The sequence below is a fragment of the Streptomyces sp. NPDC059695 genome (assembly GCF_042733785.1).
Classification (GTDB): Bacteria; Actinomycetota; Actinomycetes; order Streptomycetales; family Streptomycetaceae; genus Streptomyces.
Genome location: NZ_JBHWFF010000003.1, coordinates 14,796 through 41,239, shown reverse-complemented (window position 1 = coordinate 41,239; position 26,444 = coordinate 14,796). Strand labels below are relative to the sequence as shown.

General features: G+C 71.8%; 22 protein-coding genes and 2 pseudogenes. 8 read left to right on the top strand and 16 right to left on the bottom strand.

The window, feature by feature from the left end:
• Positions 1 to 32: 32 nt before the first annotated feature.
• Positions 33 to 711 (bottom strand): annotated as a pseudogene (locus tag ACFV2S_RS05395) (IS5 family transposase).
• A 624-nt stretch (positions 712 to 1,335) separates the two neighbouring features.
• Here ACFV2S_RS05395 and ACFV2S_RS05390 point away from each other — a divergent pair.
• Positions 1,336 to 1,686, top strand: coding sequence for a hypothetical protein (locus tag ACFV2S_RS05390; RefSeq protein ID WP_385554454.1), 351 nt, complete (start codon positions 1,336 to 1,338; stop codon positions 1,684 to 1,686).
• Positions 1,687 to 2,304: 618 nt separating this feature from the next.
• Here the strand turns inward: ACFV2S_RS05390 and ACFV2S_RS05385 are convergent.
• Genes ACFV2S_RS05385 through ACFV2S_RS05370 form a run of 4 tightly spaced genes read right to left on the bottom strand, consistent with a single transcriptional unit; the run spans position 2,305 to position 3,819 of the window.
• Positions 2,305 to 2,559, bottom strand: a complete 255-nt coding sequence (locus tag ACFV2S_RS05385) for a hypothetical protein (protein WP_383791615.1) — start codon at positions 2,557 to 2,559, stop codon at positions 2,305 to 2,307.
• A gap of 1 nt (position 2,560) precedes the next feature.
• The gene (locus tag ACFV2S_RS05380) at positions 2,561 to 2,773 is read right to left on the bottom strand and encodes a hypothetical protein (RefSeq protein ID WP_383791612.1); all 213 of its coding nucleotides are present in this window, start codon (positions 2,771 to 2,773) and stop codon (positions 2,561 to 2,563) included.
• A gap of 36 nt (positions 2,774 to 2,809) precedes the next feature.
• Positions 2,810 to 3,220, bottom strand: a complete 411-nt coding sequence (locus ACFV2S_RS05375; protein ID WP_385554452.1) for a hypothetical protein — start codon at positions 3,218 to 3,220, stop codon at positions 2,810 to 2,812.
• Between the two features lie 14 nt (positions 3,221 to 3,234).
• A complete protein-coding gene (locus tag ACFV2S_RS05370; protein WP_385554450.1) occupies positions 3,235 to 3,819 on the bottom strand; it encodes a hypothetical protein in 585 nt (194 codons plus the stop codon).
• Positions 3,820 to 3,903: 84 nt separating this feature from the next.
• On the opposite strand from ACFV2S_RS05370, the gene ACFV2S_RS05365 reads away from it, so the two are divergent.
• Positions 3,904 to 4,161, top strand: a complete 258-nt coding sequence (locus ACFV2S_RS05365) for a hypothetical protein (RefSeq protein ID WP_385554449.1) — start codon at positions 3,904 to 3,906, stop codon at positions 4,159 to 4,161.
• 83 nt (positions 4,162 to 4,244) lie between these two features.
• Entirely contained in the window at positions 4,245 to 4,754 is a 510-nt protein-coding gene (locus ACFV2S_RS05360; protein WP_385554447.1) for a hypothetical protein, read from the top strand.
• 199 nt (positions 4,755 to 4,953) lie between these two features.
• Here ACFV2S_RS05360 and ACFV2S_RS05355 read toward each other — a convergent pair whose 3' ends face one another.
• A complete protein-coding gene (locus tag ACFV2S_RS05355; RefSeq protein ID WP_385554445.1) occupies positions 4,954 to 6,027 on the bottom strand; it encodes a hypothetical protein in 1,074 nt (357 codons plus the stop codon).
• A 328-nt stretch (positions 6,028 to 6,355) separates the two neighbouring features.
• Between ACFV2S_RS05355 and ACFV2S_RS05350 the strand changes: the two genes are divergently transcribed.
• Entirely contained in the window at positions 6,356 to 6,745 is a 390-nt protein-coding gene (locus tag ACFV2S_RS05350; protein WP_385554443.1) for a DUF3592 domain-containing protein, read from the top strand.
• An 84-nt stretch (positions 6,746 to 6,829) separates the two neighbouring features.
• On the opposite strand, the gene ACFV2S_RS05345 is transcribed toward ACFV2S_RS05350, so the two are convergent.
• Entirely contained in the window at positions 6,830 to 7,195 is a 366-nt protein-coding gene (locus tag ACFV2S_RS05345) for a nuclear transport factor 2 family protein (RefSeq protein WP_385554441.1), read from the bottom strand.
• Between the two features lie 70 nt (positions 7,196 to 7,265).
• Here ACFV2S_RS05345 and ACFV2S_RS05340 point away from each other — a divergent pair, with 70 nt between their 5' ends.
• On the top strand, positions 7,266 to 8,141 hold the full coding sequence (locus ACFV2S_RS05340; protein ID WP_385554439.1) for a LysR family transcriptional regulator: 876 nt from the start codon (positions 7,266 to 7,268) through the stop codon (positions 8,139 to 8,141).
• Between the two features lie 905 nt (positions 8,142 to 9,046).
• Here the strand turns inward: ACFV2S_RS05340 and ACFV2S_RS05335 are convergent.
• A pseudogene (locus ACFV2S_RS05335) lies at positions 9,047 to 9,428 on the bottom strand (winged helix-turn-helix domain-containing protein); the annotation flags it as partial.
• A 310-nt stretch (positions 9,429 to 9,738) separates the two neighbouring features.
• Here ACFV2S_RS05335 and ACFV2S_RS05330 point away from each other — a divergent pair.
• Positions 9,739 to 13,275, top strand: coding sequence for a M28 family peptidase (locus tag ACFV2S_RS05330; protein ID WP_385554437.1), 3,537 nt, complete (start codon positions 9,739 to 9,741; stop codon positions 13,273 to 13,275).
• Between the two features lie 78 nt (positions 13,276 to 13,353).
• On the opposite strand, the gene ACFV2S_RS05325 is transcribed toward ACFV2S_RS05330, so the two are convergent.
• A complete protein-coding gene (locus ACFV2S_RS05325; RefSeq protein ID WP_385554435.1) occupies positions 13,354 to 14,184 on the bottom strand; it encodes a DUF1206 domain-containing protein in 831 nt (276 codons plus the stop codon).
• Between the two features lie 130 nt (positions 14,185 to 14,314).
• Between ACFV2S_RS05325 and ACFV2S_RS05320 the strand changes: the two genes are divergently transcribed.
• On the top strand, positions 14,315 to 14,572 hold the full coding sequence (locus tag ACFV2S_RS05320) for a WhiB family transcriptional regulator (protein WP_385554433.1): 258 nt from the start codon (positions 14,315 to 14,317) through the stop codon (positions 14,570 to 14,572).
• A 47-nt stretch (positions 14,573 to 14,619) separates the two neighbouring features.
• Here the strand turns inward: ACFV2S_RS05320 and ACFV2S_RS05315 are convergent, their stop codons facing one another.
• Together ACFV2S_RS05315 and ACFV2S_RS05310 are read right to left on the bottom strand one after the other, a co-directional pair.
• The gene (locus ACFV2S_RS05315; protein ID WP_385554431.1) at positions 14,620 to 15,096 is read right to left on the bottom strand and encodes an ATP-binding protein; all 477 of its coding nucleotides are present in this window, start codon (positions 15,094 to 15,096) and stop codon (positions 14,620 to 14,622) included.
• A 100-nt stretch (positions 15,097 to 15,196) separates the two neighbouring features.
• Positions 15,197 to 16,414 carry a PP2C family protein-serine/threonine phosphatase gene (locus ACFV2S_RS05310; protein ID WP_385554429.1) on the bottom strand — a complete coding sequence of 406 codons (1,218 nt, stop codon included), beginning with the start codon at positions 16,412 to 16,414 and terminating at the stop codon, positions 15,197 to 15,199.
• Between the two features lie 107 nt (positions 16,415 to 16,521).
• On the opposite strand from ACFV2S_RS05310, the gene ACFV2S_RS05305 reads away from it, so the two are divergent.
• A complete protein-coding gene (locus tag ACFV2S_RS05305; protein ID WP_385554427.1) occupies positions 16,522 to 17,034 on the top strand; it encodes a MarR family winged helix-turn-helix transcriptional regulator in 513 nt (170 codons plus the stop codon).
• A 299-nt stretch (positions 17,035 to 17,333) separates the two neighbouring features.
• Here the strand turns inward: ACFV2S_RS05305 and ACFV2S_RS05300 are convergent, their stop codons facing one another.
• The 5 genes from ACFV2S_RS05300 to ACFV2S_RS05280 all read right to left on the bottom strand — a co-directional run bounded on the left by ACFV2S_RS05300 (position 17,334) and on the right by ACFV2S_RS05280 (position 26,187).
• Complete coding sequence (locus tag ACFV2S_RS05300; RefSeq protein ID WP_385554425.1) at positions 17,334 to 18,494, bottom strand: PP2C family protein-serine/threonine phosphatase; 1,161 nt, start codon at positions 18,492 to 18,494, stop codon at positions 17,334 to 17,336.
• Between the two features lie 62 nt (positions 18,495 to 18,556).
• The gene (locus tag ACFV2S_RS05295; RefSeq protein WP_383791568.1) at positions 18,557 to 18,925 is read right to left on the bottom strand and encodes an STAS domain-containing protein; all 369 of its coding nucleotides are present in this window, start codon (positions 18,923 to 18,925) and stop codon (positions 18,557 to 18,559) included.
• 48 nt (positions 18,926 to 18,973) lie between these two features.
• A complete protein-coding gene (locus ACFV2S_RS05290; protein WP_385554853.1) occupies positions 18,974 to 21,367 on the bottom strand; it encodes a SpoIIE family protein phosphatase in 2,394 nt (797 codons plus the stop codon).
• Between the two features lie 312 nt (positions 21,368 to 21,679).
• Complete coding sequence (locus ACFV2S_RS05285) at positions 21,680 to 25,702, bottom strand: HAMP domain-containing protein (RefSeq protein WP_385554423.1); 4,023 nt, start codon at positions 25,700 to 25,702, stop codon at positions 21,680 to 21,682.
• Between the two features lie 323 nt (positions 25,703 to 26,025).
• Positions 26,026 to 26,187, bottom strand: coding sequence for a DUF5670 family protein (locus ACFV2S_RS05280; protein ID WP_383802540.1), 162 nt, complete (start codon positions 26,185 to 26,187; stop codon positions 26,026 to 26,028).
• Between the last annotated feature and the right edge of the window lie 257 nt (positions 26,188 to 26,444).

Genomic DNA, 26,444 nt, shown 5'->3' with positions numbered 1-26,444 from the left:
TCGCTGATCGCCGCGACCAGGACACTCACCTCCTAGCGGACGGCGTACTTGTCGTAGGGCGTGGCGACGGCGTGGTTCCTCTTGAGGCGGTTGACCCCGCACTCGACCGCATGGCGCTCGCAGTAGTCGGCCGGATCGGCCACCGCGGGATCCGAGCCTTCGGCGGTTTGCGCGCCTGGTCGGCCTTGTTAGGGATGGTGTAGCGAATCCCGCGGCCGACACAGGTATGCGCGGTTCCTGCGGGAGGCGTACGCCTTGTCCGCACGGGCCCGGTCCGGGCGGACCCATAGCCGGCCCGGCCCGATGCGGGGCACACGCACTTTCTCCCGTACGGGTTCGAACTGCGGCGAGTCGCCGCGTTGCCCGGCCGTGATGACGATCGACAGAGGCATCGGCTTCTGGCCTGCTCGCGGGCCCGGCCGCGTGCTGATGGGCACGGCAGACCGTAGGGTCGACGCTCAGGTCCCACGTGATGGCACCTTCCGCGTCGGCCAGGGACTGCAGCCGGGTGAGTGTCCGGTGCCAGGTGCCGTTCCGCTGCCCTCGGCGGAACAGGTCGTAGATCCGGCCCCACGGTCCGTACGCGACAGGCACGTCCCGCCACGGCGCACCGGCCCGGACCCTCAACCGTATGGCGGCGAACAACCGCCGCCGGGGCCAGACCGGTGACCGACCTGCCCTCGCACCATTCGGCAGCAGTGGTTCCAGCATCGCCCACTGCTCGTCCGTTGCTCGTCCGTGAACTCTCCCTGCCCATGGACCGTGATCATCCACAACCCAAGATCCACTTTCGACACACGACCCAGGACCCCCGATCCCGCGCGACGAACATGAAGGACGGCAGCGAGACGCATCATCCGCAAACAGCGGACATGAGGGACCAGCTGTAGGAAGGTCAAGGTAGTCGAAGGTCCCCGGGAGCACTGGCCCCGTCACGGGTTCGCCTCCACTGGGCGATGATGTGGCGGAAGGTCACTGAGCGGCGCCGCTGGGACTTCTTCGGTCAGTCCCGCGACCTGATCCCTCATGGCTCCCGTAATCGGGCGCCGCCAGATCCGAACTCAGGACGGCACTGCGCCCGCCCGGTGCAACGTGCGACGGCTTCCCGGGCGGGCCCTTCTCTCATCGTGTACCCGTACAGCCGCGAGCGCGCGGCGGGTGATGGATCGATTCGTCCGGTGAATCCGCTCCCCCGGACGACTGACGACGCGTCTGATCCCGGGGGAACTCCGCGCCGGGGCCGATATGCCTATGCCCGTGATCGAGAACGAGCTGCGCGGTGCTGCCACCGGCCTTCTCGCTCGCCTAAACCGCAGCCTCTGCAAGGAGAGTCCCATGCTCAAGTTTCCCAAGGCCCTGGCAGCCGCAGCCTTCAGTTGCGTCCTCGCCGCCGGTCTCGTCGTCGCCACCGGCGCGACAGCGAATGCGGACCGTTGTCCCTCCAGCCGCTCTCCCCGGATCAACGGCGCCCACGCCCAATGGACGCTCGCCTGCGACATGGGCGACGTGAAGGTCTACGGCTGGGTCGACGACACCAGCATGGACGGCAAGTGCGCCGTGGTCCGTATCGACCCGGCCGCGGGCCGGACCCGGGAGTTCGAGGCCTGCGGATCCGGTACACGGGAGACGTTCAGTGTCACCTTCGACGACCAGAACGTCGCCGAAGTGACCCTGCGCCTGCGCTGACGCCCTCCACACGAGCTCCCCGCGGGCGCCGTTGACGCCGCCGCTGACCGCTCTCCGCTCGGAGTGACACCCTGCCGGTCCCGCGTTCATCGCCGGGACCGGCCCGTCTGCCCTTCCACGCGCCTGCCGCATGGGGACCTCGCCGCCCATGACCCCACAGCGCTGCCTGTCCGCGCTCGCCTGCGCGACGCCGACCGGTCTCACCCCTGTGACCGCTTCCTTCGCCGCCTCGTGTACCAGCCCGGCAGCCGGGCGGGCCGCGTCGTGCGTACGCGGAGAAGCGGAAGGCCGCAGCTAGTCGGCGGCCGACGACAGCGAGATCCGGCCCTCGGCGAGAGCAAGCTCGGCTTCCAGCAGTCCGTCGCCGCGCATCAGATCGGGGACGCACTCGGGTTCTGCCACAACGCCGACAGCATCTTGTCCCTCACGTGGGAGAGCGTCGCCAACCCGCCGGTCACGGGCCCGACCGACGTCCTTCACCACCCTGGCCGCCGCCACGCGCCTCAGCACTGCCGGTGCCGTCAGGTACACGACCCTCCACACACATGTGACCAGCAGCGCTCCCGCCAGCCACCCGTTGAACACGTGGAGCCGCAGGAATGTTCGTCGACAGGCTGGTCAGTCCACCTCTACGTACGCGACGAGGATGATCGTGCCGACCACCGTGGGGATGTACAGGATCCGGAGGCGGTCCGCCCGGTACTCCCATTCGAGCCTGCCTTCCGCTCGGGTGCCAATCCGGTGATCGAGGGAAAGGCGGACGATCGCCTTGTCGAGGACCTCACGGTCCTCGTCGTTCATCGCCTCGATCTGCCGTTCGGCGACGTCGTGCAGGACGACGTGGGCGCGCCAGGGGCCGTGCTTCGGTGCCATCTCAGGCGGCGCCGGCCGCATGGGCGGCGTCGGTGTCGCCGAGACCGTGGCGGGCCTGGATGTCCTCGTACGGAGTGGCCTTCGACAGGTCGATGCCTTCTGCGGCGAGCCGCTCGAGAACGTACGCGATCATGCCCTCGCCGGCCGCCGCGTGGTCACGGGCCGAGTCGCGCAGCTGCTGCACCTCGTCCTCGTCAAAGATCAGGTGCGCCACGGCGGTCCCCCTCGCTGGTCGGGTATGTACCCGAGGCTAGCGCAGGGGCACGTTCCCTGACGCCGGGTCTTCGTGGAACCTGCTGAGGGACGCCGAAGCGACAGACTCGATCTCGGCGTCCCGGACCTCCACCTCCGCCTGTAGCTCCGCCACCTCGGCCTCAAGCTCGTCGAGCCGCGCCGCCAGAGACCTCAGCGCGGCGGACGGCACGGAGTCGGTTGCCGCGAGACCCTCGAAGTACACGCGACGCTTCGCTGCCTCGGTTTCGGTCTGGTCGAGGCGGGCCAGCAGTGTGCTCCTCGCGCACTCCATGGCCAGGATGGCGATGTTCTCTTCGTGGATGAGCTCCGCCCACGTGAGGCGGCGGGCGAGCAGGGCCAGCGCCTTCTCGACGGCCTCTCTCCCGCCTCGGGCGTAGAACATCGCGTAGTCGAATCCCTGGGACATGCTGTGCTCCTTCGTCACCGCGCGGGCGCTGCGGTGTAGGTGCGGGGGCGTTCGGTGGACAACACGGCCCACACCCGTCGCCCTTCGTCAGACGTGTCGGTGCCGCAGGCTGCCGTGCCCGGCACGGCAGCCAGGTCGGACAGGACCGTGTCGTCGGCTCCGGTGCGGGTGTGGCTGAGGACGACGACGAGGAGCATGCCGTCCTGGTCGGCGAGGTGGACGCTGATCCGCCGCCCTTCGTCGACGGTGGCCGCGTCGACGAGGAGACACACGGTCTGCGCGAGTACGTCACCCTCCGGGTGGGCGTATCCCCACGAGCGGACGGTCTCAGTGACTCTCCGGACGGCGTGGGCCGCAGTCCACGGGTAGGTGGTGAGGGCCCAGTTGGCGGCACGCCGGTCCTTGATGGCCATCCGCGGCCGACGGACCTCCAGGCAGGCCTGTTGGGGGCCCGGGAGCGGCAGCGAGCTGGTGACGAGGGTGGTGGACGGCTTCGGCCTGGGCGCCTCGGCGGGCTTCTTCTGGGGCGGCGGGGTGCGGGGCGGGTAGGTCGGCGGCACCTTGGGGCCCTTGTCGTCCATGGCCGGCGGATCGGTCACGACAGCCTCCTTGCGCTCTCGACCATCCTGCCAGCGGCGCCCGGTCTGTCGTGGCTGATTGCACGGGCTCCGGACCGTCACCGGGTGGATTCTCCGCCGTGCGGAGGCATCACCGAGACCGAGCAACTCCAGCTCGACGCCGTCCGGCAGGGCGCACTGCCCCGCCTCCACAGCCTCGCCGCGGGCGTCGACCGGGACCGCGACGCCTTCACCGCCAGCCCTACTCTGCCCGGGAGTTCAGGCGTCATGGAAGAACACGTCAACCGGATCAAGATGTTCAAACGCCAGATGTTCGGCCGGGCAGGTCTCGTCCGCCTGGGGAAGCGCGTCCTCATGTCCTGATCACCGACGGGAGGAACTCGATGGCAGCGGCGTCGGCGGATGTGTCAACCTTCCCCTCCCGGATGCCGACGGAGAAGACTTCGATGACCAGCGACGACGCCCTCGATCAGCTCAGACACATCGCGCGTGAGAGGGCATTCGGCAGGCATGTCGGGTCGGACCGGCTCATTCAGGCAGGCCTGGACGCACTGATGGCGGGGGTCGAGAGCCCGTCCCTCGCCATGCTGGCCGGACTCCTCCGGAGCGAAGAGCCCGAAGCGCCAGAGCTCTTCGACCACGTACTCGAGGAACTCGGACTGCTCTTCCACCCGCCCGCGGACCCCCGGGCCGCCAAGTGGGCCATGGCCTACTGGATCGCCGGCCAGATCGCCGACGGAACCCTGGATCCCGCCGCCGGCACTCACCTCATCTGGGCAGACATCGCCTATGACCTCGGCTGTCCCGAAGCGCTGGAACCCCTTGTGCAGTGCGCGCACCACCTGGACAGCTGGGAAGAGAGCTGGGGAGTCTCCGTCGAGGAACTCAACGGGGAAGCGGTTGCGGCAGCGAAGCAGTTCCTCAGCACGAGGTCTGCAGCCGAGGCGGGGGGCTGATCCAGGGCGCGTTCTCGCCATCGGGATCGGTCAACCGCTGGCTGATCCTCCCACTCGGCGTGGCCGCGCCACAGCACCTGGGCCAGAACGTGAGAACGGACTGCAGACGTTCACCGCTTGGAGAGGCACCGCTGTCCTCCGCTGTTCGATCGGTGCTGATCTCCCTGTCCGCCCGCCAGAGAAGGCCGGTGCGCATCTTCTACGTCAGCCTCTCGGCGATCTCGCGTAGCCACGGCGTGCGGACGGCCGGCAGCCTGATCAGGGTTCGGCGGAAGACGTCCGTGTCGAACAGGAACACGTCATGGACGCTCGGCGTGGGCGGTTCGTCGCGAAGGACGCCGTCGGGTAGCGGTCCCGATGCGGGGACGGGCACCTCAGGCTCGGGGAAGACCAGCCGGAGCCACACCCCGAACGGCAACGGGACCAAGGACGCCGGAGCGGCCGGGGTCCATGCCTTTCCGGTCTGCGGGTGGGACGGTACGAGGAGGATGTCTGCGTCAGCGTTGCGGGCCGGCTGTCCGGGTCCGGCCAGGACGGCGCGCCGCGTCGGCCGGCCGGCCGGCAGCCAGGTGTCGAGGGCGCGTTGGAACATCGTGGCGGTCAAACCCTCCTGAACGGCTACCGCCTGCCCCTGCGAGGCCACCAGGAGGTGGGCGAGCGCCTGCCCGGCTGCCGCCACCCACTGGGGGCTCCAGTGCCACCGGTCGTTCGCCCGGAACGGCTCTCCCCACGGGGCGATCGGCTCGGACGGGGGCACGCCCGCCCCCTCGGCGAGCAGGTCAGCCCAGGACGACAGGCCGGCGTCGGCGCCTTCGACGGGAAGGCGGCGCACGGAGCCGGGGGCGAGCCACACGGCCTGCCAGAGCGAGCAGTCGTCGATCCTGGTCGCCACGGGAAGACCGCATGCGGCGCAGGCCATGTTGGGGCCGTCTCCGTGGGCGAAGCCACAGCAGGCACGGCCGCGCCTCTCCGGGATCAGCACTGTGCCCCGGGTGTCTCCCGGTGCGATGACGACCGCGCCGGGCGCGCCTTCGGACAGGGCGTGGACCGGTGCGTAGATGCCGCGGGCAGCCGCCTCGTCCGCGTCGATCTCCTCCCACCTTCGCCACGGCGGGCCCCAGGGCTCATGTTCCACGGCGAACGTCCCCGATGCCATGAGCACGGGGAGCTGCAGCCCGTTCCCGTACTGCTGATGAGCGTGGGCCGGCAGGACGACCTGGGACAACGGGGCGGTCAGCTCGGCGCCGCACCGCACGCACACGAAAACGAACAAACGTCCTCCGCTCGGGAATCAGGGGGCATCGTCGCAGCTCTGTGGCAGTCCGGCCAACGTGTTTTCAAGCACCGTGGGGCCACAGGACAGCCACGACGCCCAGCGTCACCGTTCGCCTCCTCGGCAGAGCAGAGGCAGAGGCACGAGGCGGAGCCGTCGGTGGTCGCATCGCCATCGACCAGGTCGAGGAACGACTTGACCCGCCGTCACCGGCGCCGCCGCACACTGATGCCCCAGGTCACCGTCGCTCACCGGGCCGTCCGCAGCCGCGAGTTGGTCCGTCGGACCGTTGCCCGACTCGCCGCACCGAGCCGCCTAGGCTGAGGCCATGGGGGATCTGATCGCGAAGTGGCTGGTCGTCGTGGCAGGCATCGGCGGGTGCGCGTTCGGCATCGTGGGGATACGGGACCAGATCGGCCTGATGCGCCGGGGTCTACGCGTCGACGCGAAAGTCGTCGGCGTGCGGGAGCACGAGGACGGCGACGGGGACATGCACTTCTACCCGATCGTCACCTTCACCCCGCCCGGCGGCGCCGAGGTGCAAGGCGAGTCGTACGCCCGTATCAACGCGTACACGCCCCCGGACACGATCACCGTGGTCTACGACCCGCGCCGTCCGGAAGAGTTCTGCGAGCATCCCGGCGCCCTCGGCTTCGTCCTCATGGTGGTCTGCTCCGTCGGCATGGTTCTCCTCGGCGGCTGGGGGCTCCTCACCTGACCCCGGCCGCCTCCGCGGACCCGCCGCCCCGCTGCCGGGGCGCGTATCGAGTCTTGATCGAGAGGGCGTCCGGGTCGTCCCGGTTCAGTTCTGCGCCTCGAATCCCGCCAGGAGTGCCCGGGGGTCGAAGGTGACCCGGATCCGGGTCACCTTTCCGTCCTCCACGTGCATCCAGTTCACTGTCGGGGTGGGCGGCGCGACGCTCGTGCACAGGTCGAACCAGGTGATGACGTCACCGCCTTCCGCCACCCGCACCTTCACGTCGATCTTCTCCAGAACGCGGCCGAGCCCCTTCAGCCCAGCGAGCGCCTCGTCCACCCCTGATGCCGTGCCCAGCGCTCCGACGAAGTCGACGTTCTCGGCCAGTACCTCCCGCAGGGCATCCATGTCGCCCGCCTCCCAGGCGGTGAAGTAGGTCTCGGCAAGTTCTCGCGCGGTCCTCGTTGTCATGACTCCATCCTTCAAGCATCTGGCCCATCCGTCCAACAGATGGATCAGATGGGATCTATCATCCTCGGATATGGAGATGCACCAGCTGCGCTACTTCGCCTCGATCGTGGACGAGGGCACCTTCACCGCTGCCGCCCACCGCCTGCACGTCAGTCAGTCCGGCATCAGCACCCAGGTGGCCAAGCTGGAACTGGAACTGGGGCAGCAGCTGATCGACCGCTCCGGCCGTCAGATCCGCCTCACCCCGGCCGGTGAGGCCGTTCTGCCCCTCGTGAAGAACGCCCTCGCCACGCTCGAGGCCATCAAGCACACCGCCGCCGAGTTCGCCGACGCGGTCCGCGGCCGGGTCCGCCTCGGCATGATCATGGGCTGCTCGATCCCGGCCTTCCTCGACACCATCGCCGATCTCGGCCACACCCACCCGGGCATCGACGTCAGCCTCCACGAGGGCTACTCCGACCACCTCCAGATCCAGGTCCTCGCCGGCTCTCTCGACCTCGCCCTGATCGGCTACGCGGGCGGCATCGCCACGGGCCTGGAGGCCGACGTCGTCGTCGACGAACCGATCACCGCAGCCGTCCCCGCCGGCCACCCCCTCGACCGGCCTGACCTGCACCTCGCCGACCTGCGGGACGAGAGGATTCTCTGCCTCTCCCCAGGCACCGGCATCCGCGCCGCCTACGAGGACTCCTGCCACAGGATCGGCCTCGAGCCGCGCGTGGACATCGACGCGAGTTCTCCGGCCGCCCTGCTCCGCCTTGCCGAGCGCGGCGCGGGCGTCGCCGTCCTCAGCGCTTCCTCCGCACAAGGCGCCGGCCTGCGGACGGTCTCGCTCACCGACGCCGCCACGCACGCCCGGCTCGGACTCATCACCCGCCGAGGCCAGCACTCCCCCGCCGCGCAGCTCCTGCGCACCAGGCTCCTGGCCGCGCTGCAAGCCGGATAGGTACGCGGGTCGCACCGGACCTTGTCCCAGAGGCCGAGGACGGGGGGCTTGCCTGCCCTCGAGGGCGCACGATCTCCGTGAGCGTGCGGTGCACGTCGAGCGTGGCCGGCTCTGCCACCAGTCGACCTCGGTGGTGATCCGGGCGAGCGGATTGCGCAGCTCGTGGGACAACTCGCGGGTGAGCTGGCGTTCGTTGCGCAGGCCGGCCCGGATGCGGTCCAGCAGGGTGTCGAGCGAGCGACCGAGCCGCGCGAGTTCCTCGGGCCGCGGGGCATGGCCGAAGCAGTCGTCGGAGGCGAGCGCGCTCCAGGCGGCGGCCCGGTCCGTCATGGCGCCGACGGGCCGCAGCGCGCGGCCCACCGCGAGCCGGGTCAGGACGTAGGTGCAGGCGAGCATGGCCGCGTCCAGGGCGAGCGAGGCGTACACGATCGTGTCGGCGGAGCTGCGGTACGGGGCGAGGCCGAGGGCCACGACCACGGTGGCCGGCGCCCTGCCGGGGGCGCCGACCGGCAGGGCGCACATCCGGACGGGTTCGCCGGCCAGGACCGTGGCGCATTGTCGGCCTCCGGCTGCCGCGAGGGCGTCAGCCGCGTGGGCCAGGGGGCCGGCAGCACCGTTCGGTACTTCGATCCGGACCCGTCCGGCGTAGATCCAGACGTCGGTGTCGAGCGCGGCGTCGTCGGGAACCTCGACGGCGCGTGCCACGGGACCGGTGGTGTCCACGGTCGCGGCGACGGCGGCCCGCGTTCTCAAAAGGTCGTCCGCCTGCTGCTGGAGCCGATGCCTCACGACGGAGTTGAAGGCGACGGTGAGCACGGCGACGAGCAGCACCGCGGCCACGAGTGCGACCAGGGACAGACGGCCGCGCAGGGTGCGGGGAACCGGGCTCCGTGGCGAACCGGTCGTGACAGGCGGTGCCCCATTCCTCGGCTTGTGGCGAGGGTCTGCGCGCAGCCCGCCTCGCGGAGCTTGCGACGCAGCCGGCTGAGGTACTGGTCCAGGGTGTTGTCGCTGACGTGTGCACCCTCCGGCCAGCCGGACCGGACCAGCGCCCGCCGGGTGACCCCAGGCCGCCCGCGGCGGCGATGAGGACCGCCACGAGCCGGAACTCGGTCGGGGTGAGGGCCACCGGTGTTCCCGGGACGTTGCAGGTGTGGCGGACCGGGTCGAGGAGCAGATCCCCGGCCTCGGCGGGTGGCGAGGGCCCGCCCGTCTGAGCGCGGCGCGCAGGCGGGCCGCGAGCTCGGCGAGGTGGAAGGGCTTGGCGAGGTAGTCGTCGCCGCCGCAGGGGGCAGCCCCGAGCCCCGGGCCTCAGCCGGCTCGTCCCGGTCCGACACCGGTCAGCCCGAGCTCCCAGGTCAGTGACGGGCCAGGGCCCGCACGCGCTCGATCATCGGCCGCCGCCCGGCCCGCACCTGTGGTGGTTCCGACCGTGCCGCCCGCGGAGCCGGGGCGTCGTCGTCGCTGTCGGTGTGCCGGCAGGCCGGATCCGGCCATCTCCCGCGGCGTGAGGGGCGCTGTCGACGGGTCATAACGCGGGTCTTATGCCCGCAGGGATGCCTCCTGCTTGCCATGCACACATCCATACTCGGCGGCGATGAAACCCGACCCCCCACGATCGGAGTGGACGTTGAAACCCACCAGATGGACGGCGGCCGTGACAGCGGTGGCGCTGTCCGCGAGCCTCGTCGGTGCCGTCGCCGGAACGGCGTCGGCGGCGCAGCCGGCGCCGGCCCGGAAGGACAGTCCCGTCACCCGCGCGGTCGCGGCCGCCGACCTCGCGGTCGACAGCGGTCTCGACACCCTCGTCAACTCGGCCCAGGAACAGTACGAGAGACGCCTCGTCACCCCCTGGGTGAAGGAGCTCTATTCGGTGTCGTACGAGCGCAGCTACCGCGGCCTGCCGGTCGTCGGTGGTGACGCCGTGGTCCTCGCCGACGGGTCCGGCAAGATCCGCGCCGTCCAGTCCGCCTCCTCCGTACGCATCGACGTGGCGACCCGGCCGTCGGTCACCGCGAAGCGGGCCGAGGCGGCCTCGCGGAAGAAGCTGGCCTCCGTCGATCAGGTCGAGAGCAGCCGGCTGGTCGTCCGCCTCAAGGACGACAAGCCGGTGCTGGCCTGGGAGACCGTGCTGCGCGGCCGTACCCAGAGCGCTCCCAGCAGGTTGCACGTCTTCGTCGACGCCCGGACCGGCGCCGTCGTCGACAGCTACGACGACGTGGTGGCGGGCACCGGCAACAGCAAGTGGAACGGGCCCGGACCGGTCACCATCGACACCACCGCCTCGGGCTCCACCTACTCCCTCCGCGACCCGAACCGGACCGGCCTGAGCTGCGCCGACTACACCACCAACGCGGTCTTCTCGAAGTCCTCCGACTCCTGGGGCACGGGCAACCCCACGAGCAAGGAGACCGGCTGCGTCGACCTGATGTTCGCCGCGCAGAAGCAGTGGGACATGCTCGGCCAGTGGCTGGGCCGCAACGGCGTCAACGGCAACGGCCGCAGCTTCCCCGCCAAGGTCGGGCTCAGCGACCTCAACGCCTACTGGGACGGCAGCTCGGTGACCATCGGGCGCAACAGCGCCAACGAGTGGATCGCGGGCGTGGACGTGGTGGCCCACGAGTACGGGCACGCCATCGACTCCAACACCCCCGGCGGCACCAGCGGTCAGGAGGCCGGGCTCGGCGAGGGCACCGGTGACATCTTCGGCGCGCTGACCGAGGCGTACATCAACCAGCCGGCCCCCTACGACGTCCCCGACTACACGGTGGGCGAGGTCATCAACCTCCAGGGGCGCGGTCCGATCCGCAACATGTACAACCCGCCCGCCGTCAACAACGACCCGGCCTGCTACAGCTCGGCGATCCCCGGCACCGAGGTGCACGCCGCCGCGGGCCCGCTGAACCACTGGTTCTACCTGCTGGCCGAGGGCACCAACCCCGGCGGTGGCAAGCCCAGCAGCACCACCTGTAACCAGAGCACCCTGACGGGCGTGGGGATACAGACGGCCGGCAAGATCTTCTACGGTGGCATGCTGCTCAAGACCAGCAGCATGGGCTACAAGAAGTACCGTACGGCGACGCTCAGTTCCGCCAAGTCGCTCGACGCGACCTGCGGCCTCTTCACCGCGACGAAGGCGGCGTGGGACGCGATCACCGTGCCCGCCCAGGCGGCGGACCCGACCTGCACCCCGAGCGGTCAGAACAACGACTTCTCGATGTCGCTCAATCCCTCGTCCGGCACGGTCCAGCAGGGCGGCTCGGTGACCACCACGGTCGGCACCGCCACCACGACCGGCACCGCGCAGTCGGTGACGCTGACCGCCACCGGCCTGCCCGCCGGGGTGACCGCCTCCTTCAACCCCGCGACGGTGCAGTCCGGCCAGTCCTCGGTGCTGACCCTGACCGCCACCTCCAACGCGGCACCCGGCACGTCCACGGTCGTCGTCAAGGGCCAGGGCACCACGCTGTCGCACACCACCGACTACACGCTCAACGTCGGCGGAGCCCAGCCCGGCAACGACCCGCCGGACATCGACGTCGCCAACGTGCAGGCACACCTGGCCCAGTTCAGCACCATCGCCGGCCAGAACGGCGGCAACCGCCGTGCGGGCAGCGCCGGCCACACCCAGTCGCTGGCCTACGTGAAGGGCAAGCTGCAGGCCGCCGGATACACGGTGACCGAGCAGAACTGCACCTCCTGCACGTACCCGTCGAACAACCTGATCGCCGACTGGCCGGGCGGCCCCGCCGACCAGGTCGTCATGTTCGGCGCTCACCTGGACGGCGTCTCGGCGGGCCCCGGCATCAACGACAACGGCTCGGGCTCGGCGGCCCTGCTGGAGAACGCCCTCGCCCTCGCCCAGAAGAACCCGACGATGACCAAGCACGTGCGCTTCGCCTGGTGGACCGACGAGGAGCAGGGCCTCAACGGCTCCGCGTTCTACGTCAACCGGCTCACCGCGGCACAGCGCGCGACCGTCAAGGCCTACTACAACTTCGACATGGTCGGCTCCACCAACGGCGGCTACTTCATCAACAACCTCAACTCGGCCGCCGCCGCGCCCCTCAAGGCGTACTGGACCTCCCTGAACCTGGCGCCCGAGGAGAACACCGAGGGCCAGGGCCGCAGCGACGACTACTCCTTCCAGCAGGGCGGCATACCGACCTCCGGATACGCGGCCGGCGCGAGCGCCCGCAAGACCGCGGCGCAGGCGCAGAAGTGGGGCGGCTCCGCCAACACCGCCTACGACTCCTGCTACCACAGCGCCTGTGACACCACGAGCAACATCAACGCGACGGTGCTGAACCGCAGCTCCGACGGGATCGCCTACACCCTCTGGAAGCAGGCCGTCGGCGGCACCACCCCGGCGCAGGACTTCTCCGTCGGCGTGAGCCCGTCCGCGGGCAGCACGGCCCCCGGCGGGTCCGTCTCGGCGACGGTGAACACCGCCACCGTGAGCGGCGCCGCCCAGACCGTGGGCCTCTCCGTCTCCGGCGCGCCGGCCGGCGTGACCGCCACGCTCAGCCCGACGTCCGTCCAGTCCGGCAGCTCCTCGGCGCTGTCCGTCCAGGTCGGCGCGAGCACCACGCCCGGCACCTACACCCTGACGGTCACCGGCTCGGGCACCGTCAGCCACTCCACCACCTACACGCTGACCGTCACGGGCGGCGGCGGCTCCTGCACGCCGCGGCAACTCGTGGTCAACGGCGGCTTCGAGTCCGGCAGCAGCCCGTGGAGCGCGAGCGCGGGCGTGATCACCAACGACTCGCGGCAGGCCGCGCACGGAGGCAGCTACAAGGCGTGGCTGGGCGGAAGGGGTTCCAGCTACACCGAGAACGCCGCGCAGTCCGTGTCCATCCCCTCGGGCTGCGCCTCGTACCGGCTCTCGTTCTTCGTCCACATCGACACGGACGAGACCGAGAGCGTCGCCTATGACGTGGCCAAGGTCAGCGTGGGCGGCCGGCAGCTGGCGTCCTACTCCAACCTGGACGCGGCCGCGGGCTACGTCGAGAAGTCGTACGACCTCTCGTCCTTCGCCGGCCAGACCGTGACCCTCGACTTCACCTCGGTGGAGGACCAGTCCCTGCAGACCTCGTTCGTCCTGGACGACGTCTCGCTCCAGGTGAGCTGAGCCCCGGCGCCCGTCCGAACCGATGAGCCCGGCCCCCGGTGTCCGGGGGCCGGGCTTCCTGCGGTCGTCCCGGTGCGGTCAGACCTCCCGCCACTTCGCCTGGCCGAACGAGAAGAGTCCGAAGAGCACCAGGGCGACGGCCACCGCCAGCAGGAGCCAGGGGCCGGCCGGAGTCTGCGCGAAGGAGCGGATCGCGTCGTCCATGCCCTTGGCCTCGCTCGGATCGAACGCCGCCGCGGCCCTGACCCCGGAGACCCCGACCGCGCCGAGGACGAGGCCGCGTCCGACGCCGCCGGCGACGCCCGTCACGTCCATGAAGCGGCGCTGGTGGGCGTTCATGCGCCCCCACGTGAGACGGTCGCGGTACTTCCGCAGCACCGCGCGGCCGGCGATCCAGAGCCCGGCCGCCACAACGCCCACGGCCACCGCGCCGACCCACCAGCGCCCGCCGGGCAGGTCCAGGAGGCGGCTGGTGACGTCCCGGCTCTGGCGGTCGGTCGAGCCCTCGCCGCTGCCCCGCTCCCCCGCCGCGAAGGAGAGGACGAGGAAGGCGGAGCCGGCGTAGAAGACGCAGCGGACGGCGGACAGCGCCCGCTTGTGCGCCTTGTCCCCCTTGGGTCCGGCCGCGCCGAAGACGGCCTCCGACAGCCTCCACAGCGCCATCCCCGCCAGGCCGACACCGAGCGTCCAGAGCAGGACGGCGCCGAACGGCGTGGCGGCGATCTGGGCGAGGGCCCCTCCCCGGTCGGCCTGGTCGCCCGATCCGGTCAGGCCGATGCGTACGGCCAGGGCTCCGATGAGCAGGTACAGCAGGCCCCGCGCCGCGAAACCGGCCCGGGCGCCCGCCCGGACGGCCTCGCCGGGGGCCGCACTCCTCGTTCCGGCCACGTGGGCCCGTGTGGTGGTCACGTCGACTCGCTCCTCTCGGTCGACCCTCCGGATGCCCCGTCCGCGCCGGACCATTCCCCCGGGTTTCGGGGCCGGACGAGCGGTCAGGCGGACAGGAGACGAATCCCGACACACGTACCAGGAGGCTCACATGGACGGCTGGCGGACGGCCGCGGCTTGTCAGGAGTTCGACCCCGACCTGTTCTTCCCGGTGGGCATCGGTCCCGCCGCGCTCGCCCAGGCCGAGGAGGCCAAGGAGGTCTGCGGGATCTGCCCGGTGCGGGAGGAGTGCCTGCGCTGGGCCATGGAGGAGTCCCAGCCTCCGTCGGGCGTGTGGGGCGGCCTCACCGAGACCGAGCGGACCGCGCTGCGGCGCCGGTCGCGCCGCGCGGCGGCCCAGCGGCCGTGACGGCGCGCCCGGACCCGTGCCGCGCCGTCGGCCGGCGGCCCCCGGTGTCAGCGGTCGCGCCGGCCCGTCCGGTCGGCGTGCTCCGGCACCAGAGAGAGGCAGGCCCGGACCCGCTTCCCGTCCGGGTCCGGCTCCACGCTGAGGCTCTCGCAGACGGCGACGACGATCTCCACGCCGTGCTGCCCGATGCGGCGGGGGTCGTGTCCGCGCGGCACGGGGGCGGCCGTCTCGCGGTCGAAGACCGAGATCTCCAGAACGTCGCGGCGCAGTTCGAGCAGCACCCGGCAGGGCCCGGAGGCGTGCCGCACCGCGTTGGTCACCAGCTCACTGACCACCAGCTGCGCCAGCTCGACGCGCTCACGGGCGACGGGGGCGTCGCGTACGGGCGGGGCGGCGGCGAGGAAGTCGGCCGTGAAGGCGCGGGCGGAGGCGATCGCGCCGCCGTCGGCGGCGTTGTCGTAGACGACGCTCGCGGACAGCAGGGTCTCCGATGCCGCACGCTCCGCGGTGATCGCGTCGGTCATGGCGCTGGTTATCCCTTCTTCCGGTCGGGCGGGTGCTGCGGGGCACCTCCGTACACCGCCTTTCCCCCGTTCATGGTTCCCACACCGCCCACAACGGACATCACACCTCAGGCGCGTCCGGCACGGGCGGAGCGGGTTGCCGGCCCGACGCCGCGCCCGGTGATCCGGTTCCGTGGCCGTGCCAGTCGAGACACACTACGAGGACGGCGTCCTGCGCGCCACGGGATGACGCGCGGAGGGCCTTCACGACGGCCCGTGGAGCGTCCGCGCCGTTCGCCCCCCGGACATGGTCCAGGGCCCGGGCGACCGGGCCGTCCGGCGTCTCGCACTCCTCCTCCGTGCCGGTTCCGCCGGTGCCGTGGGCGACGAAGACCAGCCGGTCGCCGGGCAGGAGGCGCAGTCTCTGGGTGGCGTAGACGGTGTCCTCGAACATGCCGAGGGGCAGCTGCCGGTCGAGTTCGATGCGTTCCCCCGCGGCATCGCGGATCCGCCAGAGCGTCGGCGACCCGGCGTCGACCACCTCGACCGCGCCGGTGCCCAGATCGAGACGGAGCAACAGGGCGGCGAGCGGACTCCGTCCCCTGTACTGCCCGTAGAGCGCCTGGTCGGTGAGGCTGGCCTGTCCCACCAGGTCGAGTCCGGCCCGGCGAGCGTTGCGCACGGCCGTCAGGGCGAGTGCGCTCACCAGGGCGGCCGGGGTGCCGGGGCCGGTTCCGTCCGCGACGACCAGCAGGAGTTGGTCCTCGGTCACGCTCCAGTCCAGGAGGTGTCCTCCCGAGGTGTAGGCGGGTTCCCAGTGGGCGTGGAGGTCGAACGCGGGCCCCGCGCAGGCCCGGCCCGGCAGGGTGTCCCACTGCATCTCGCCGCCGACGGTGAGGGCGTGGGTCCTCCGGGCGCTGTGGTAGCGGTCGGTGTGGCGGTCGGCGACGCGCAGGGCGTGTCCGAGCGTCTCGGCGACCCGGCCGAGGCGCGCGGTCGTGTCCGGGGCGCAGCGGTCCGCGGGCAGGCCGACCACGAGGACGCCGAAGCGGTCACCGCGGACCGTGACGGGCAGGTAAACGGTCGCCGTGGGCCCGCCATCACGGAAAAGATATGGTTGCTGGGTGCGGAGGACCCGACCCGCGGGGCCGGCGTCCACGGGCACCTGCCGCACTCCGGTAGGGGCCTGTACGGGCTCCACGGGGCTGAGGGACGTGAATCCGTAGTCGATGAGCAACAGGTCGGCGGAGGTCGCGTCGTACGACCGCGCGAGACTGGTACGGAGGGAGTCCAGGAGGAGGTGTGGTGCCGCCCCGCGCAGTGCGCTTTCCACTGTCACGTGTCGATCCACCGGATGAGTACCGCCTTCTGGAGAGTTGTGGAGATGACCGGTCCGTCGCAAGGCCGACGTCCTCGGTCCCGGACGCCCGAGGAGTGTCGGCAGTCATGAGCACCGAGCCCGCCCCGCCGCCGGGGGAACCGCAGCAGACGGCCGAGGCCGCCAGGGAGCTCATCGAGCTGCTGGAGGTGCTGTGGGAGCGCGGCCGGGACATGGTGTCGGCGACACCGGTCTCGGCGAGTCAGCTGCGCGTGCTGTACAGCCTGGACCGCGAGGAGGGCATCAGCCTGCGCACCCTCGGCGACCTGCTCGGGTCCGCGCCGCCCTCGGTGAGCCGCATGTGCGACCGGCTGGAGGCGCTGGGGTTCGTCCGGCGGCTGCCCAGCCCCGTCAGCCGGAGGCAGGTGGAGCTGCACCTGACGGCCCACGGCAAGGCGTACCTGCGGGATCTGCGGGTCCAGCGCGAGGAGGCTCTGCTCGGGGTGATCGCCGACATGTCGGCGACGAGCCGCAAGGCCCTGCTGCGGGGGCTGACCGGCTTCCAGGAGGCCCTGGGGGACAGCGGTCCGACCGCCTCGTCACGCCCTCGCACGCCGCTGAAGGACGTCAGCTCGGCCTGATGCCGGAGCGACGCCGGCGTCCGTCACGGCGTCGGGGCCCGATACGGCTCCGGTGCCGGCTGGGGCTCGGCAGTCAGCTCCGGCTCGGGCTCGGGCTCGGCAGTCAGCTCCGGTGCCGGCCCGGGCTCGGGCTCCACAGCCGGCTCCGGTGCCGGCTCGGGCTCCGCATCCGGCACCGGCACCGGAACAGGCCCGGCGAACCCCCCATGTCCCCATCGCCACCTCTGGTCGTCCTTGATGCGGTCCGTCGACGCACGCCGAATGTTGCCCCAAGGATACAGTTGCCACACGGCAATTGTTTACACGGCGCCGTTCCAGTCGAGACAGACCACGAGGGCGTCGTCGTCCAGCGGGCTGCCGCCGTGGTGGAGGGACAGCTCCCGGAGCATCGCCTGCGGCACCTGCGTGGGCGGCAGCAGACGCGTCCCCCTGAGCGCGCGGGCCAGTGCCCTGTCCCCGTAGCTCTCCCCCGCGGGCGACACCGCGGAGTACACGCCGTCGCTGCCGAACAGCAGACGGTCCCCCGGCAGCACGCTGAACCGCTCGGGCACGTAGGCGGTCTCCTCGAACATGCCGAGGGGCAACTGCGCCTCGAATCCGATCGACTCGACGGACTGGCCGCGCAGCCGCCAGAGACGGGGTGAGCCGGCGTCCACGGCCTCGACCTCGCCCGTGGCCAGGTCGAAGGAGAGCAGGAGGACCGCGATGAAGGCCTCGCCCCGGTACTGCGCGTACACGGCCTGGTCGGCGAGGGCGGCCTGGTCCGCGAGTCCCAGACCGGCCCGACGGGCGTTGCGGAGCGCGTTGATCGCGAGGTTCGTCAGCAGGGCGGCCTCGATGCCCTCGCCCATGCCGTTGGTGACGGTGAGGGTCAGACGGCCGTCGGACACCGACCAGTCGTAGTTGTCGCCGAATATGGCGTAGGCGGGCTCCAGATGGGCGGCCAGGGCGAACTCGGGGCGAGCGCACGAACGGCCGGGCAGCAGCTGCCACTGCATCTCCGCCGCGAGCGTGAGCCGCGTCGCCCGCCGTGCCAGGACGTAGAGGTCCGTGTCCCGCTCCGCCACCAGGATCTCGTGCCCCAGGGCCTCGCAGAGCTGGACCAGGCCGGGGAGCAGCGGACGCAGGTCGGCGTGCTGGGGCAGTTCGACGGTCAGGACGCCCAGTCGGTCGCCCCGGACGGTCACGGGAAGATGGACCAGGTCGGAGGCGGTCCCCCGGACGACGTACGGCTCCTGGGCGCCGAAGGCGCGCCCCTGCGGGCTGTTCCCGATCGGGACCGAAGGGTCCTCTCCGGGGGTGCGCTCGACGAGCTGGAGCGTCCGCAGTCCGTAGTCGGCGAGGCGCAGCCGCACCCGCAGAGCGCCGCAGCGCTTCCGCAGAGCTTCCTCGACGACGCTCACGAGACGGTCGGGAGCCGTCCGGCGGAGCGCATGCTCGACGTCGGCGATCTCGTCCACAGTCGTGCTCTTCCTTCTCTCCTGGGCCCGGCCCCCTGCCCGGGGACCGCGCCGCCCTTCCGTTATCTCTCGCCGCCCGCCGCGGCGAGCGCCTCCGCCACGCCGTCGTGCGGCGGGATCGTCATCGTCACTCCGGTGATCTCCAGGATGCGTCGCACCGCCGACGTCGGCGCGGCGAGGTACAGGTCCCCGCCGTGCTCCCGCGCCCGGTGGACCGACCTGATCAGGACGTTGAGGCCCGACGAGTCCATGAAGCCGAGGGCGGACAGGTCGAGGACCAGATGGTGCCGCCCCTGCCCGAACTGCTCGCTCAGGTGGTGGTCGAGCCGGCCCGCCGTCTCCATGTCCAGCTCACCCCCGATGGCCAGGACGGCCGTGCGGGCGTCGCGGACCTCGACGTCGACATCCAGATTCTGTTCCTGGTCGGGCATGTTCCCTGCTTTCGGTGTGGGGGAAGGTCGGGGGGAGGACGCAGGCGATCACGACACCTGGACGCCGACCACACAGGTGTCGTCGTCCGTGTCCGACTTGCTGCGCGCCAGCAGCTCGTCCAGCCGTCGTTCCAGGCTGTCGGACGGCTGCCGGGCGACGGTGAGCAGCTGGGCGACGGAATCGTGGACGGCGGTGTCCCGCCGCTCGACGAGCCCGTCGGTGTACATCAGGACGACGTCGTCGGGTTCGAGCCGGACCTCCGCCTCCTCGTACTCGGCCTCGGCGAGCGCCCCCAGCAGGATGCCGCGCAGCAGGGGCAGGTCGGCCGCGTCGTCGCCGCGTACCAGTACGGGCGGCAGGTGCCCCGCCCTGGCCCAGCGCAGCGTCCGGGTGTCGGGGTCGTAGATGCCGCAGACCGCCGTGGCCGTGACGTGCGCCGTGAGGTGGTGGGCGACGCTGTTCAGCCAGGACAGCAGCTGGCCCGGCCCCGCGCCCGTGACCGCGAGGCCGCGGAGGGCGTTGCGCAGGACCACCATCCCGGTGGCCGCCTCCACCCCGTGGCCCGCGACGTCCCCGACGCACAGGAGCACCTTCTTGGACGGCAGCACGACGGTGTCGTACCAGTCACCGCCGACCAGCGAGTCGGACTCGGCGGGACGGTAGCGCACGGCGATGCTCAAGGTCGGCGCGTCGAGCGGCGGCCTGGCCGGCGGCATGATGGCGTGCTGGAGCTGGAGGGTGAGCCGGTTGCGCTCCTCGGCCGCCTCCTCCGTGGCGGCGAGCCGGTCGCGGGTGGCGGAGAGGGCGACCTCGGTCCAGTGCTGCGCCGAGATGTCCTGGTAGGCGCCCCGGACCGCCTGGAGCCCGCCGTCGACGCCCAGGGCGGGTTCGGCGGTCACCCGGATGTGCCGCGTGACCCCGTCGTGCCGCAGCATGCGGAAGGCCGCGGTGCCCACCTGCCGCTGGTGCAGTACCGACTGGAGGAAGCGCCGGATGGTCACGGCGTCGTCGGGGTGGGCGTGGGCGGCCAGGTCGCGCAGGGCGACCGGCGGCTCCGTCGGGCGGCGGCCGAAGAGCTCGAAGAGCTGTCCGTGCCAGGTGATCTCGCCGGTGAGGACGTCCTCCTCGAACGCCCCGACCCGGCCCAGGCGCTGGGCGTGCTGGAGCAGGCTGGCGAGGCGCGCCGACTCGTCCTCGACGCGCCAGATGAGGAGGACGCCCGCTCCGTACCGGCTGATGCTGATGTCCGCGAGCGAGGTGAGCGGCACCTGGTCCACCAGGGCGGTGAGCCGGGCCCGGCGGGCGCGGAACGGCTCGCCCGTGGCGTAGACCCGCTCGATGCGTTCGAAGAGCTCGCTCCCGCCGGCCGTCGCGGGGTACGCCTCCAGGAGCAGCGCCCCGTCGACGGCGGCGCGGGGCCGGCCGGCCGGATCCTGGAAGTGTGCGTTGGCGTGCCGGATGCGGAAGTCGACGAGCCCGCCCGCCTCGTCGAGATGAGGGGTCAGGACGAGCGCGGGGTCGTAGAGCCCGTCGGAGAGCTCGGCCAGCTCCCGCGCCCCGTCCACGGCCGGGACGAGGCGTCCCGCCGGACCCTCCTGGTCGGGAAGGGCCTCCAGGGTGTGTGCGCAGAGCTCCGCGAGGGCCTCGATCTGGCGGTCCACGGCCTGCGGCTGGGGTTCCAGAGGGCGGGGCCAGCAGATCTCCAGGACGCCGTGGATGCGTCCGCCGGTCCCGGCGGGGACGACCACGCGGCCGCCGTCGGGGTGCCGCGTGCGGCCGATCGACGGGATGCCCGCCGCCGCGAGGGAGGGATACCGGACGGTGTTGCGGCCGGACAGTGCCTGCCGGGCCGCCGTGGTCACGCCGGGGGGTACGTAGTGCCAGCGGTCGGCCTCCTCGGCGCCGAACCCGGCGTGACCCCGCAGGCTCAGCGAGCCGTCCGGGCCGGTGGTCCAGATGGCCACGGCGACGGCGCCCAGGGGTTCGAGGGCGTGCGCGAGCAGCGACTCGGCGACGGCCTGGGTGTCGCCCGCGCCGAGCGCCGCGCTCTCCGCCGTGCGGAGCCGCACGGCGACCGAGGCGGCGGGCCCGGCCGTTCCGGGCTCGCCTATGGCGGTGCGCACGAACTCCCCGGTCACCTCGGCGACCTGGTCCCGGGCGGCCTGGTTGATGATGTCCGCGGCCAGTTCGAGGCGGGAGAGCCCGGCCCGGTCGGCGAGCTCGGCGAGCTGCCGGGCCGCCTGCGCCGGACCGCAGCCGAGACGCTCGACGATCACTCCCTTGGCGAGCTCGATCAGGGCGCGTCCCTCGGCCGCGGCGTGTGCGGCGCGCACCTCGCCCCGCAGCCGTTCCACCGTGGCCGCCAGCCGGCCGTCGGCGTCGTCGCGGGCCGCCTGGCGCGCGTCCTCCGCGGAGGGCGGGCCCGGTTCGGCCGTGAGCAGCCGCGGCTCGTCCTCGCCGGAGGGCGGGGCGGGTACGACGGGGGACGGTGCGTCCCGGACACCGGCGGGAGGCGGAATCCGCACGGCGGTGGAGGCCGGGACCGGGACACCGGTCGGCGGCACGGGCGTCGTACCGACGTCCCCGGCGATGTCGGCGGACGGGGCGTCGTCCTGGGGGCGGGGGTCACTCACGTCGGCGACTCCTCGGTCAGGACGGCCTCGGGGCCGCCGTACGGACGGGGACGGGGGTCACCGTATCGGCGCGGGGTCCGGCGCGGGGCGCGCGCCGGTCCGGGGGTGGGGGTCACGGGTCTACCGGCCGTTCAGCCAGCGGCCGACGCACGCGATCAGCTCGTCGGCGTCGACGGGCTTGGTCACGTAGTCGCTGGCGCCCGAGGCGAGACTCTTCTCGCGGTCGCCCGGCATGGCCTTCGCAGTGACCGCGATCACCGGCAGCTCCGCGTACTCGGGCAGCTCCCTGATCCGCGCCGTCGCCGTGTAGCCGTCCATCTCCGGCATCATCACGTCCATCAGGACGAGGGAGACGGACGGGTTCGCCTGGAGCGCCTCGATGCCCTTCCGGCCGTTCTCCGCGTGCAGCACGGTGATGCCGTGCAGCTCCAGGATGCCGCTGAGGGCGTAGAGGTTGCGCGCGTCGTCGTCGACCACGAGGACGGTCCGGCCGTGCAGCGTGGTGTCGATGGCCTGGGGCGCCGGGGCCCGGTGGTCCCCGCGGACCAGGGGCACGACGTCGCCGGGCTGCTCGGCGGACAGGTGCAGGGCGATCCGCTCGCGCAGTTCGTCGAGGCTGGAGAGGAGCTCCAGCGGGCGGCGGTGGGCGAGCTCCTGCAGGGCCCCCTCCTCGTCGACGGGGAGGCGGCGGTTGTTGTGGGCGAGGACCGGGACGGTGCGCAGGGCCTCGTCGCCGTCCATGGCGTCGAGGAAGCGCAGGGCGTCGCCGTCCGGCATGTCGACGTCCAGCACGACGCAGTGGAACGGCTGGGTGGCCAGCGCGGTGGCCGCCTCCTGCGGGCCGACGACCGCGATCAGTTCGATGTCGGCCCGCTCGGCGTGCCCGCCGTCGGCGGCGAGCTGCGTGACGGCGTTCTCCGCGACGACGGTGAGGAGTCCGCGGGGGCGGTCCTCGATCACGAGGAGGCGCCGTGGCGACCGGGCGGTCGACACGCCGGGTCCGGTGGGGCCGGCGGGCAGGGCGGGCGTGGCGCCCTGGGGCGGCGCCGGGAGCGCGACGGCCTCACCCTCCGGGTCGGCGGACGGCTTCTCCCTGAAGTCGGTGCGGGTGACGGGCAGGTAGAGGGTGAAGGTGCTGCCCTCGCCGGGGATGCTGGTGACCGTGAGGGCACCGCCGAGCAGGTACGCGATCTCGCGGCTGATGGACAGGCCGAGTCCGGTGCCGCCGTACTTCCGGTTGGTCGTCCCGTCGGCCTGCTGGAAGGCGCCGAAGATGGCCTCCAGGTTCTCGGCGGCGATGCCGATGCCGGTGTCCTTCACGCGGAAGGCGACGACGGGGCCGCCGCGGTGGACCGACACGGGGAGCTCGTCGTCGGACGCCGGTTCGATGCGGAGCTCGACGTCGCCGTGCTCGGTGAACTTGACGGCGTTCGACAGCAGGTTGCGCAGCACCTGCCGGAGCCGGGTGTCGTCGGTGACGAGGTCGACGGGGACGCCGGCGGCCGTGGAGACCGAGAAGGCGAGGCTCTTCTGGGAGGTGAGCGGGCGGAAGGTGGCCTCGACGTAGTCGAGGAGCCTGCGCAGGAGCACGCGCTCCGGGTTGAGGTCCATCTTCCCGGCCTCGACCTTGGACAGGTCGAGGATGTCGTTGATCAGCTGCAGCAGGTCGGACCCGGCGGAGTGGATGATGCCGGCGTACTCGACCTGCTTGGCCGTGAGGTTGCGGGTCGGGTTCTGGGCCAGCAGCTGGGCCAGAATCAGGAGGCTGTTGAGCGGGGTGCGCAGTTCGTGGCTCATGTTCGCCAGGAACTCGGACTTGTACGTCGAGGCCAGCGCGAGCTGCTGGGCGCGGTCCTCCAGCTCCTGCCGGGCCTGCTCGATCTGGAGGTTCTTGGCCTCGATGTCGCGGTTCTGCGTGACGAGCAGGGCCGCCTTCTCCTCCAGTTCCGCGTTGGAGCGCTGCAGCTCCTCCTGCTGCACCTGGAGTTCCTCGGTGCGCGAGCGCAGTTCGCCGGCGAGGCGCTGGGACTCGTCGAGCAGTTCGTCGGTGCGGGCGTTGGCGACGATGGTGCTGAGGTTGACGCCGACCGTCTCCATGAGCTGCGCCAGGAAGTCCCGGTGCACCGAGGTGAAGGGGCTGAAGGACATGAGCTCGATGACGCCGAGCACCTGGTCCTCGACGACGATCGGCAGGACCACGATGCTGCCCCGGGCCGTGCTGCCGAGCCCCGAGGAGATGGTGACGTAGTCGGCGGGGACGTTCTCGGCCGCGATGGTGCGGCGGCTGCGGGCAGCCTGGCCCACGAGCGACTCGCCGAGCCGGAAGCGGTCCCGGCCCTCCCCCGCCGGCCGGCCGTAGGAGCCGACGAGGCCGAGCTCGACGCCGTCCGCTCCGTCCTCCGCCAGGTAGAACGCGCCGTACTGGGCGGCGACGAGGGGCGTCAGCTCGTCCATGACGAGCTCGGCGACGACGTCCATCCCGCGGTGGCCCTGCATCAGCGCGGAGATGCGGGCGAGGCTGGACTTCAGCCAGTCCTGCTCCTGGTTGGCCCGCGTCGTCTCGCGCAGGGAGCCGACCATCGCGTTGATGTTGTCCTTGAGTTCGGCCACCTCGCCCGAGGCCTCGACGGTGATCGAGCGGGTCAGGTCGCCCTCGGCGACCGCGCTCGCGACCTCGGCGATGGCGCGAACCTGGCGGGTGAGGTTCCCGGCCAGCTCGTTGACGTTCTCGGTCAGGCGCTTCCAGGTCCCGGAGACACCCTCGACCTCCGCCTGTCCGCCGAGCCGGCCCGCGCTGCCGACCTCGCGGGCCACGCGGGTCACCTCGGCGGCGAACGAGGACAGCTGGTCGACCATCGTGTTGATGGTCGTCTTCAGCTCCAGGATCTCGCCCCGGGCGTCCACGTCGATCTTCTTGGAGAGGTCGCCGTTGGCGACGGCGGTGGTGACCTGCGCGATGTTCCGGACCTGACCGGTCAGGTTGTTCGCCATGGAGTTGACGTTGTCGGTGAGGTCCTTCCAGGTGCCGGCCACGTTCGGCACCCGGGCCTGGCCGCCGAGCCGGCCCTCGGTGCCGACCTCACGGGCGACGCGGGTCACCTCGTCGGCGAAGGCGGACAGGGTGTCCACCATGGTGTTGATGGTGTCGGCGAGGGCCGCGACCTCGCCCTTCGCCTCCACGGTGATCCGGCGCGAGAGGTCGCCCCGGGCCACGGCGGTGGCGACCTGGGCGATCGACCGCACCTGCCCGGTGAGGTTGGACGCCATCACGTTGACGTTGTCCGTCAGGTCCTTCCACGTGCCCGAGGCGCCCCGGACCGTGGCCTGGCCGCCGAGGTTGCCCTCCGTACCGACCTCGCGGGCCACGCGGGTCACCTCGGCGGCGAACGCCGAGAGCTGGTCCACCATCGTGTTGATGGTCGTCTTCAGCTCCAGGATCTCGCCCCGGGCGTCCACGTCGACCTTCTTGGACAGGTCACCGGTGGCGACCGCGGTGGCGACATGGGCGATCGCCCGCACCTGGGCGGTGAGGTTCCCCGCCATGGAGTTCACCGAGTCGGTCAGGTCGCGCCAGGTGCCGGAGACGCCCTTCACGTCGGCCTGTCCGCCGAGGATGCCCTCCGTGCCCACGTCACGGGCCATGCGCGTGACCTCGTCGGCGAAGGAGGAGAGCTGGTCGACCATCGTGTTGATGGTGTTCTTCAGCTCCAGGATCTCGCCGCGGGCGTCCACGTCGATCTTCTGCGACAGGTCGCCCTTGGCGACCGCGGTGGCCACCTGGGCGATGTCACGGACCTGGGTGGTGAGGTTGCCGGCCATCGCGTTCACCGAGTCGGTGAGGTCGGCCCACGTCCCGGAGACACCGGGCACCTCGGCCTGCCCGCCCAGGGTGCCTTCCGTGCCGACCTCACGGGCCACCCGCGTCACCTCGGAGGTGAAGAGGGAGAGCTGGTCGACCATCCCGTTGAACACCTGGGAGATCTCGCCCATCAGGCCGTCCGCCTCGTCGGGCAGCCTGGTGCCGAAGTCACCGTCCCGCACCGCCGTGAGCCCGGCCAGGAGCTGCCGGAGCTCCGGCTCGCCCACCGCGGCCGGACCCGGCCGGACCCGGGTCGAGGACTCCTCGGTCGTCGTCTCAGACATGCCCCATCCTCGTTCCCAAAAAGCAATCCGCTTACGGACCGTTCGCGTGCGGTCACGAGCCGGGCCGGCACCCTCCCCCAGGGTGCCTCCGACCGCGATCGTTGCCGTACGGCAATGATGACGACACTACCGCTCCGTGATCTAGAGGAGGAGGGCGGTGCCAGGTCATACGGCCGGAACCCGCCGTCGGCCCTTGTTTCAGGGGGTACGAGACGCTCGGCACCTCCGTGTGGGCACACGGACGAGCCCGGCACCCTCCGGTCGGAGGGTGCCGGGCTCCATCGCACCCCGCGAGGGGAGTACGGGGGGCGGGGCGGGACGGCCTACCAGCGGTACCAGCGACCCGACCCGCCCTTCGGACGGGCCACGAAGCCCAGCAGCCACAGGACGAGCAGGATCACGGCGATCCACCAGAGCGCCTTGACCGCGAAGCCCACACCGAAGAGCAGCAGGATCAGAAGAAGAACGACGAGCAGGGGAAGCATGTGCCTCGACCTCCGGACGGGACGGGTACGAAAGGAAAGGGATGAGCGGGACGCTCAGAAGTGGCGTTCGAGAAACAGGGCCATCGGTCCGAGTCCGCGCCGGGCCGACCGACGTCCCGCCCGGCGGCCGAGCGCGTACGCGAGGACGAGGGCCGCGGGCGCCCCCGCCGGGGCCCCCCCCCCCCCCGCCCCGGGGGGGCCGCCCGGGGGCCCCGGCCCCCCCCACCCGGGCGCGGCCGGAGCGGGGGAGGGGGCCC

Coding starts and splice junctions, on each gene's coding strand:
- ACFV2S_RS05390 (WP_385554454.1), top strand. CDS start 1,336: ATGCTCAAGTTTCCCAAGGCCCTGGCAGCCGCAGCCTTCAGTTGCGTC.
- ACFV2S_RS05385 (WP_383791615.1), bottom strand. CDS start 2,559: ATGGCACCGAAGCACGGCCCCTGGCGCGCCCACGTCGTCCTGCACGAC.
- ACFV2S_RS05375 (WP_385554452.1), bottom strand. CDS start 3,220: ATGTCCCAGGGATTCGACTACGCGATGTTCTACGCCCGAGGCGGGAGA.
- ACFV2S_RS05360 (WP_385554447.1), top strand. CDS start 4,245: ATGACCAGCGACGACGCCCTCGATCAGCTCAGACACATCGCGCGTGAG.
- ACFV2S_RS05350 (WP_385554443.1), top strand. CDS start 6,356: ATGGGGGATCTGATCGCGAAGTGGCTGGTCGTCGTGGCAGGCATCGGC.
- ACFV2S_RS05345 (WP_385554441.1), bottom strand. CDS start 7,195: ATGACAACGAGGACCGCGCGAGAACTTGCCGAGACCTACTTCACCGCC.
- ACFV2S_RS05340 (WP_385554439.1), top strand. CDS start 7,266: ATGGAGATGCACCAGCTGCGCTACTTCGCCTCGATCGTGGACGAGGGC.
- ACFV2S_RS05330 (WP_385554437.1), top strand. CDS start 9,739: ATGAAACCCGACCCCCCACGATCGGAGTGGACGTTGAAACCCACCAGA.
- ACFV2S_RS05320 (WP_385554433.1), top strand. CDS start 14,315: ATGGACGGCTGGCGGACGGCCGCGGCTTGTCAGGAGTTCGACCCCGAC.
- ACFV2S_RS05315 (WP_385554431.1), bottom strand. CDS start 15,096: ATGACCGACGCGATCACCGCGGAGCGTGCGGCATCGGAGACCCTGCTG.
- ACFV2S_RS05305 (WP_385554427.1), top strand. CDS start 16,522: ATGAGCACCGAGCCCGCCCCGCCGCCGGGGGAACCGCAGCAGACGGCC.
- ACFV2S_RS05295 (WP_383791568.1), bottom strand. CDS start 18,925: ATGCCCGACCAGGAACAGAATCTGGATGTCGACGTCGAGGTCCGCGAC.
- ACFV2S_RS05285 (WP_385554423.1), bottom strand. CDS start 25,702: ATGTCTGAGACGACGACCGAGGAGTCCTCGACCCGGGTCCGGCCGGGT.
- ACFV2S_RS05280 (WP_383802540.1), bottom strand. CDS start 26,187: ATGCTTCCCCTGCTCGTCGTTCTTCTTCTGATCCTGCTGCTCTTCGGT.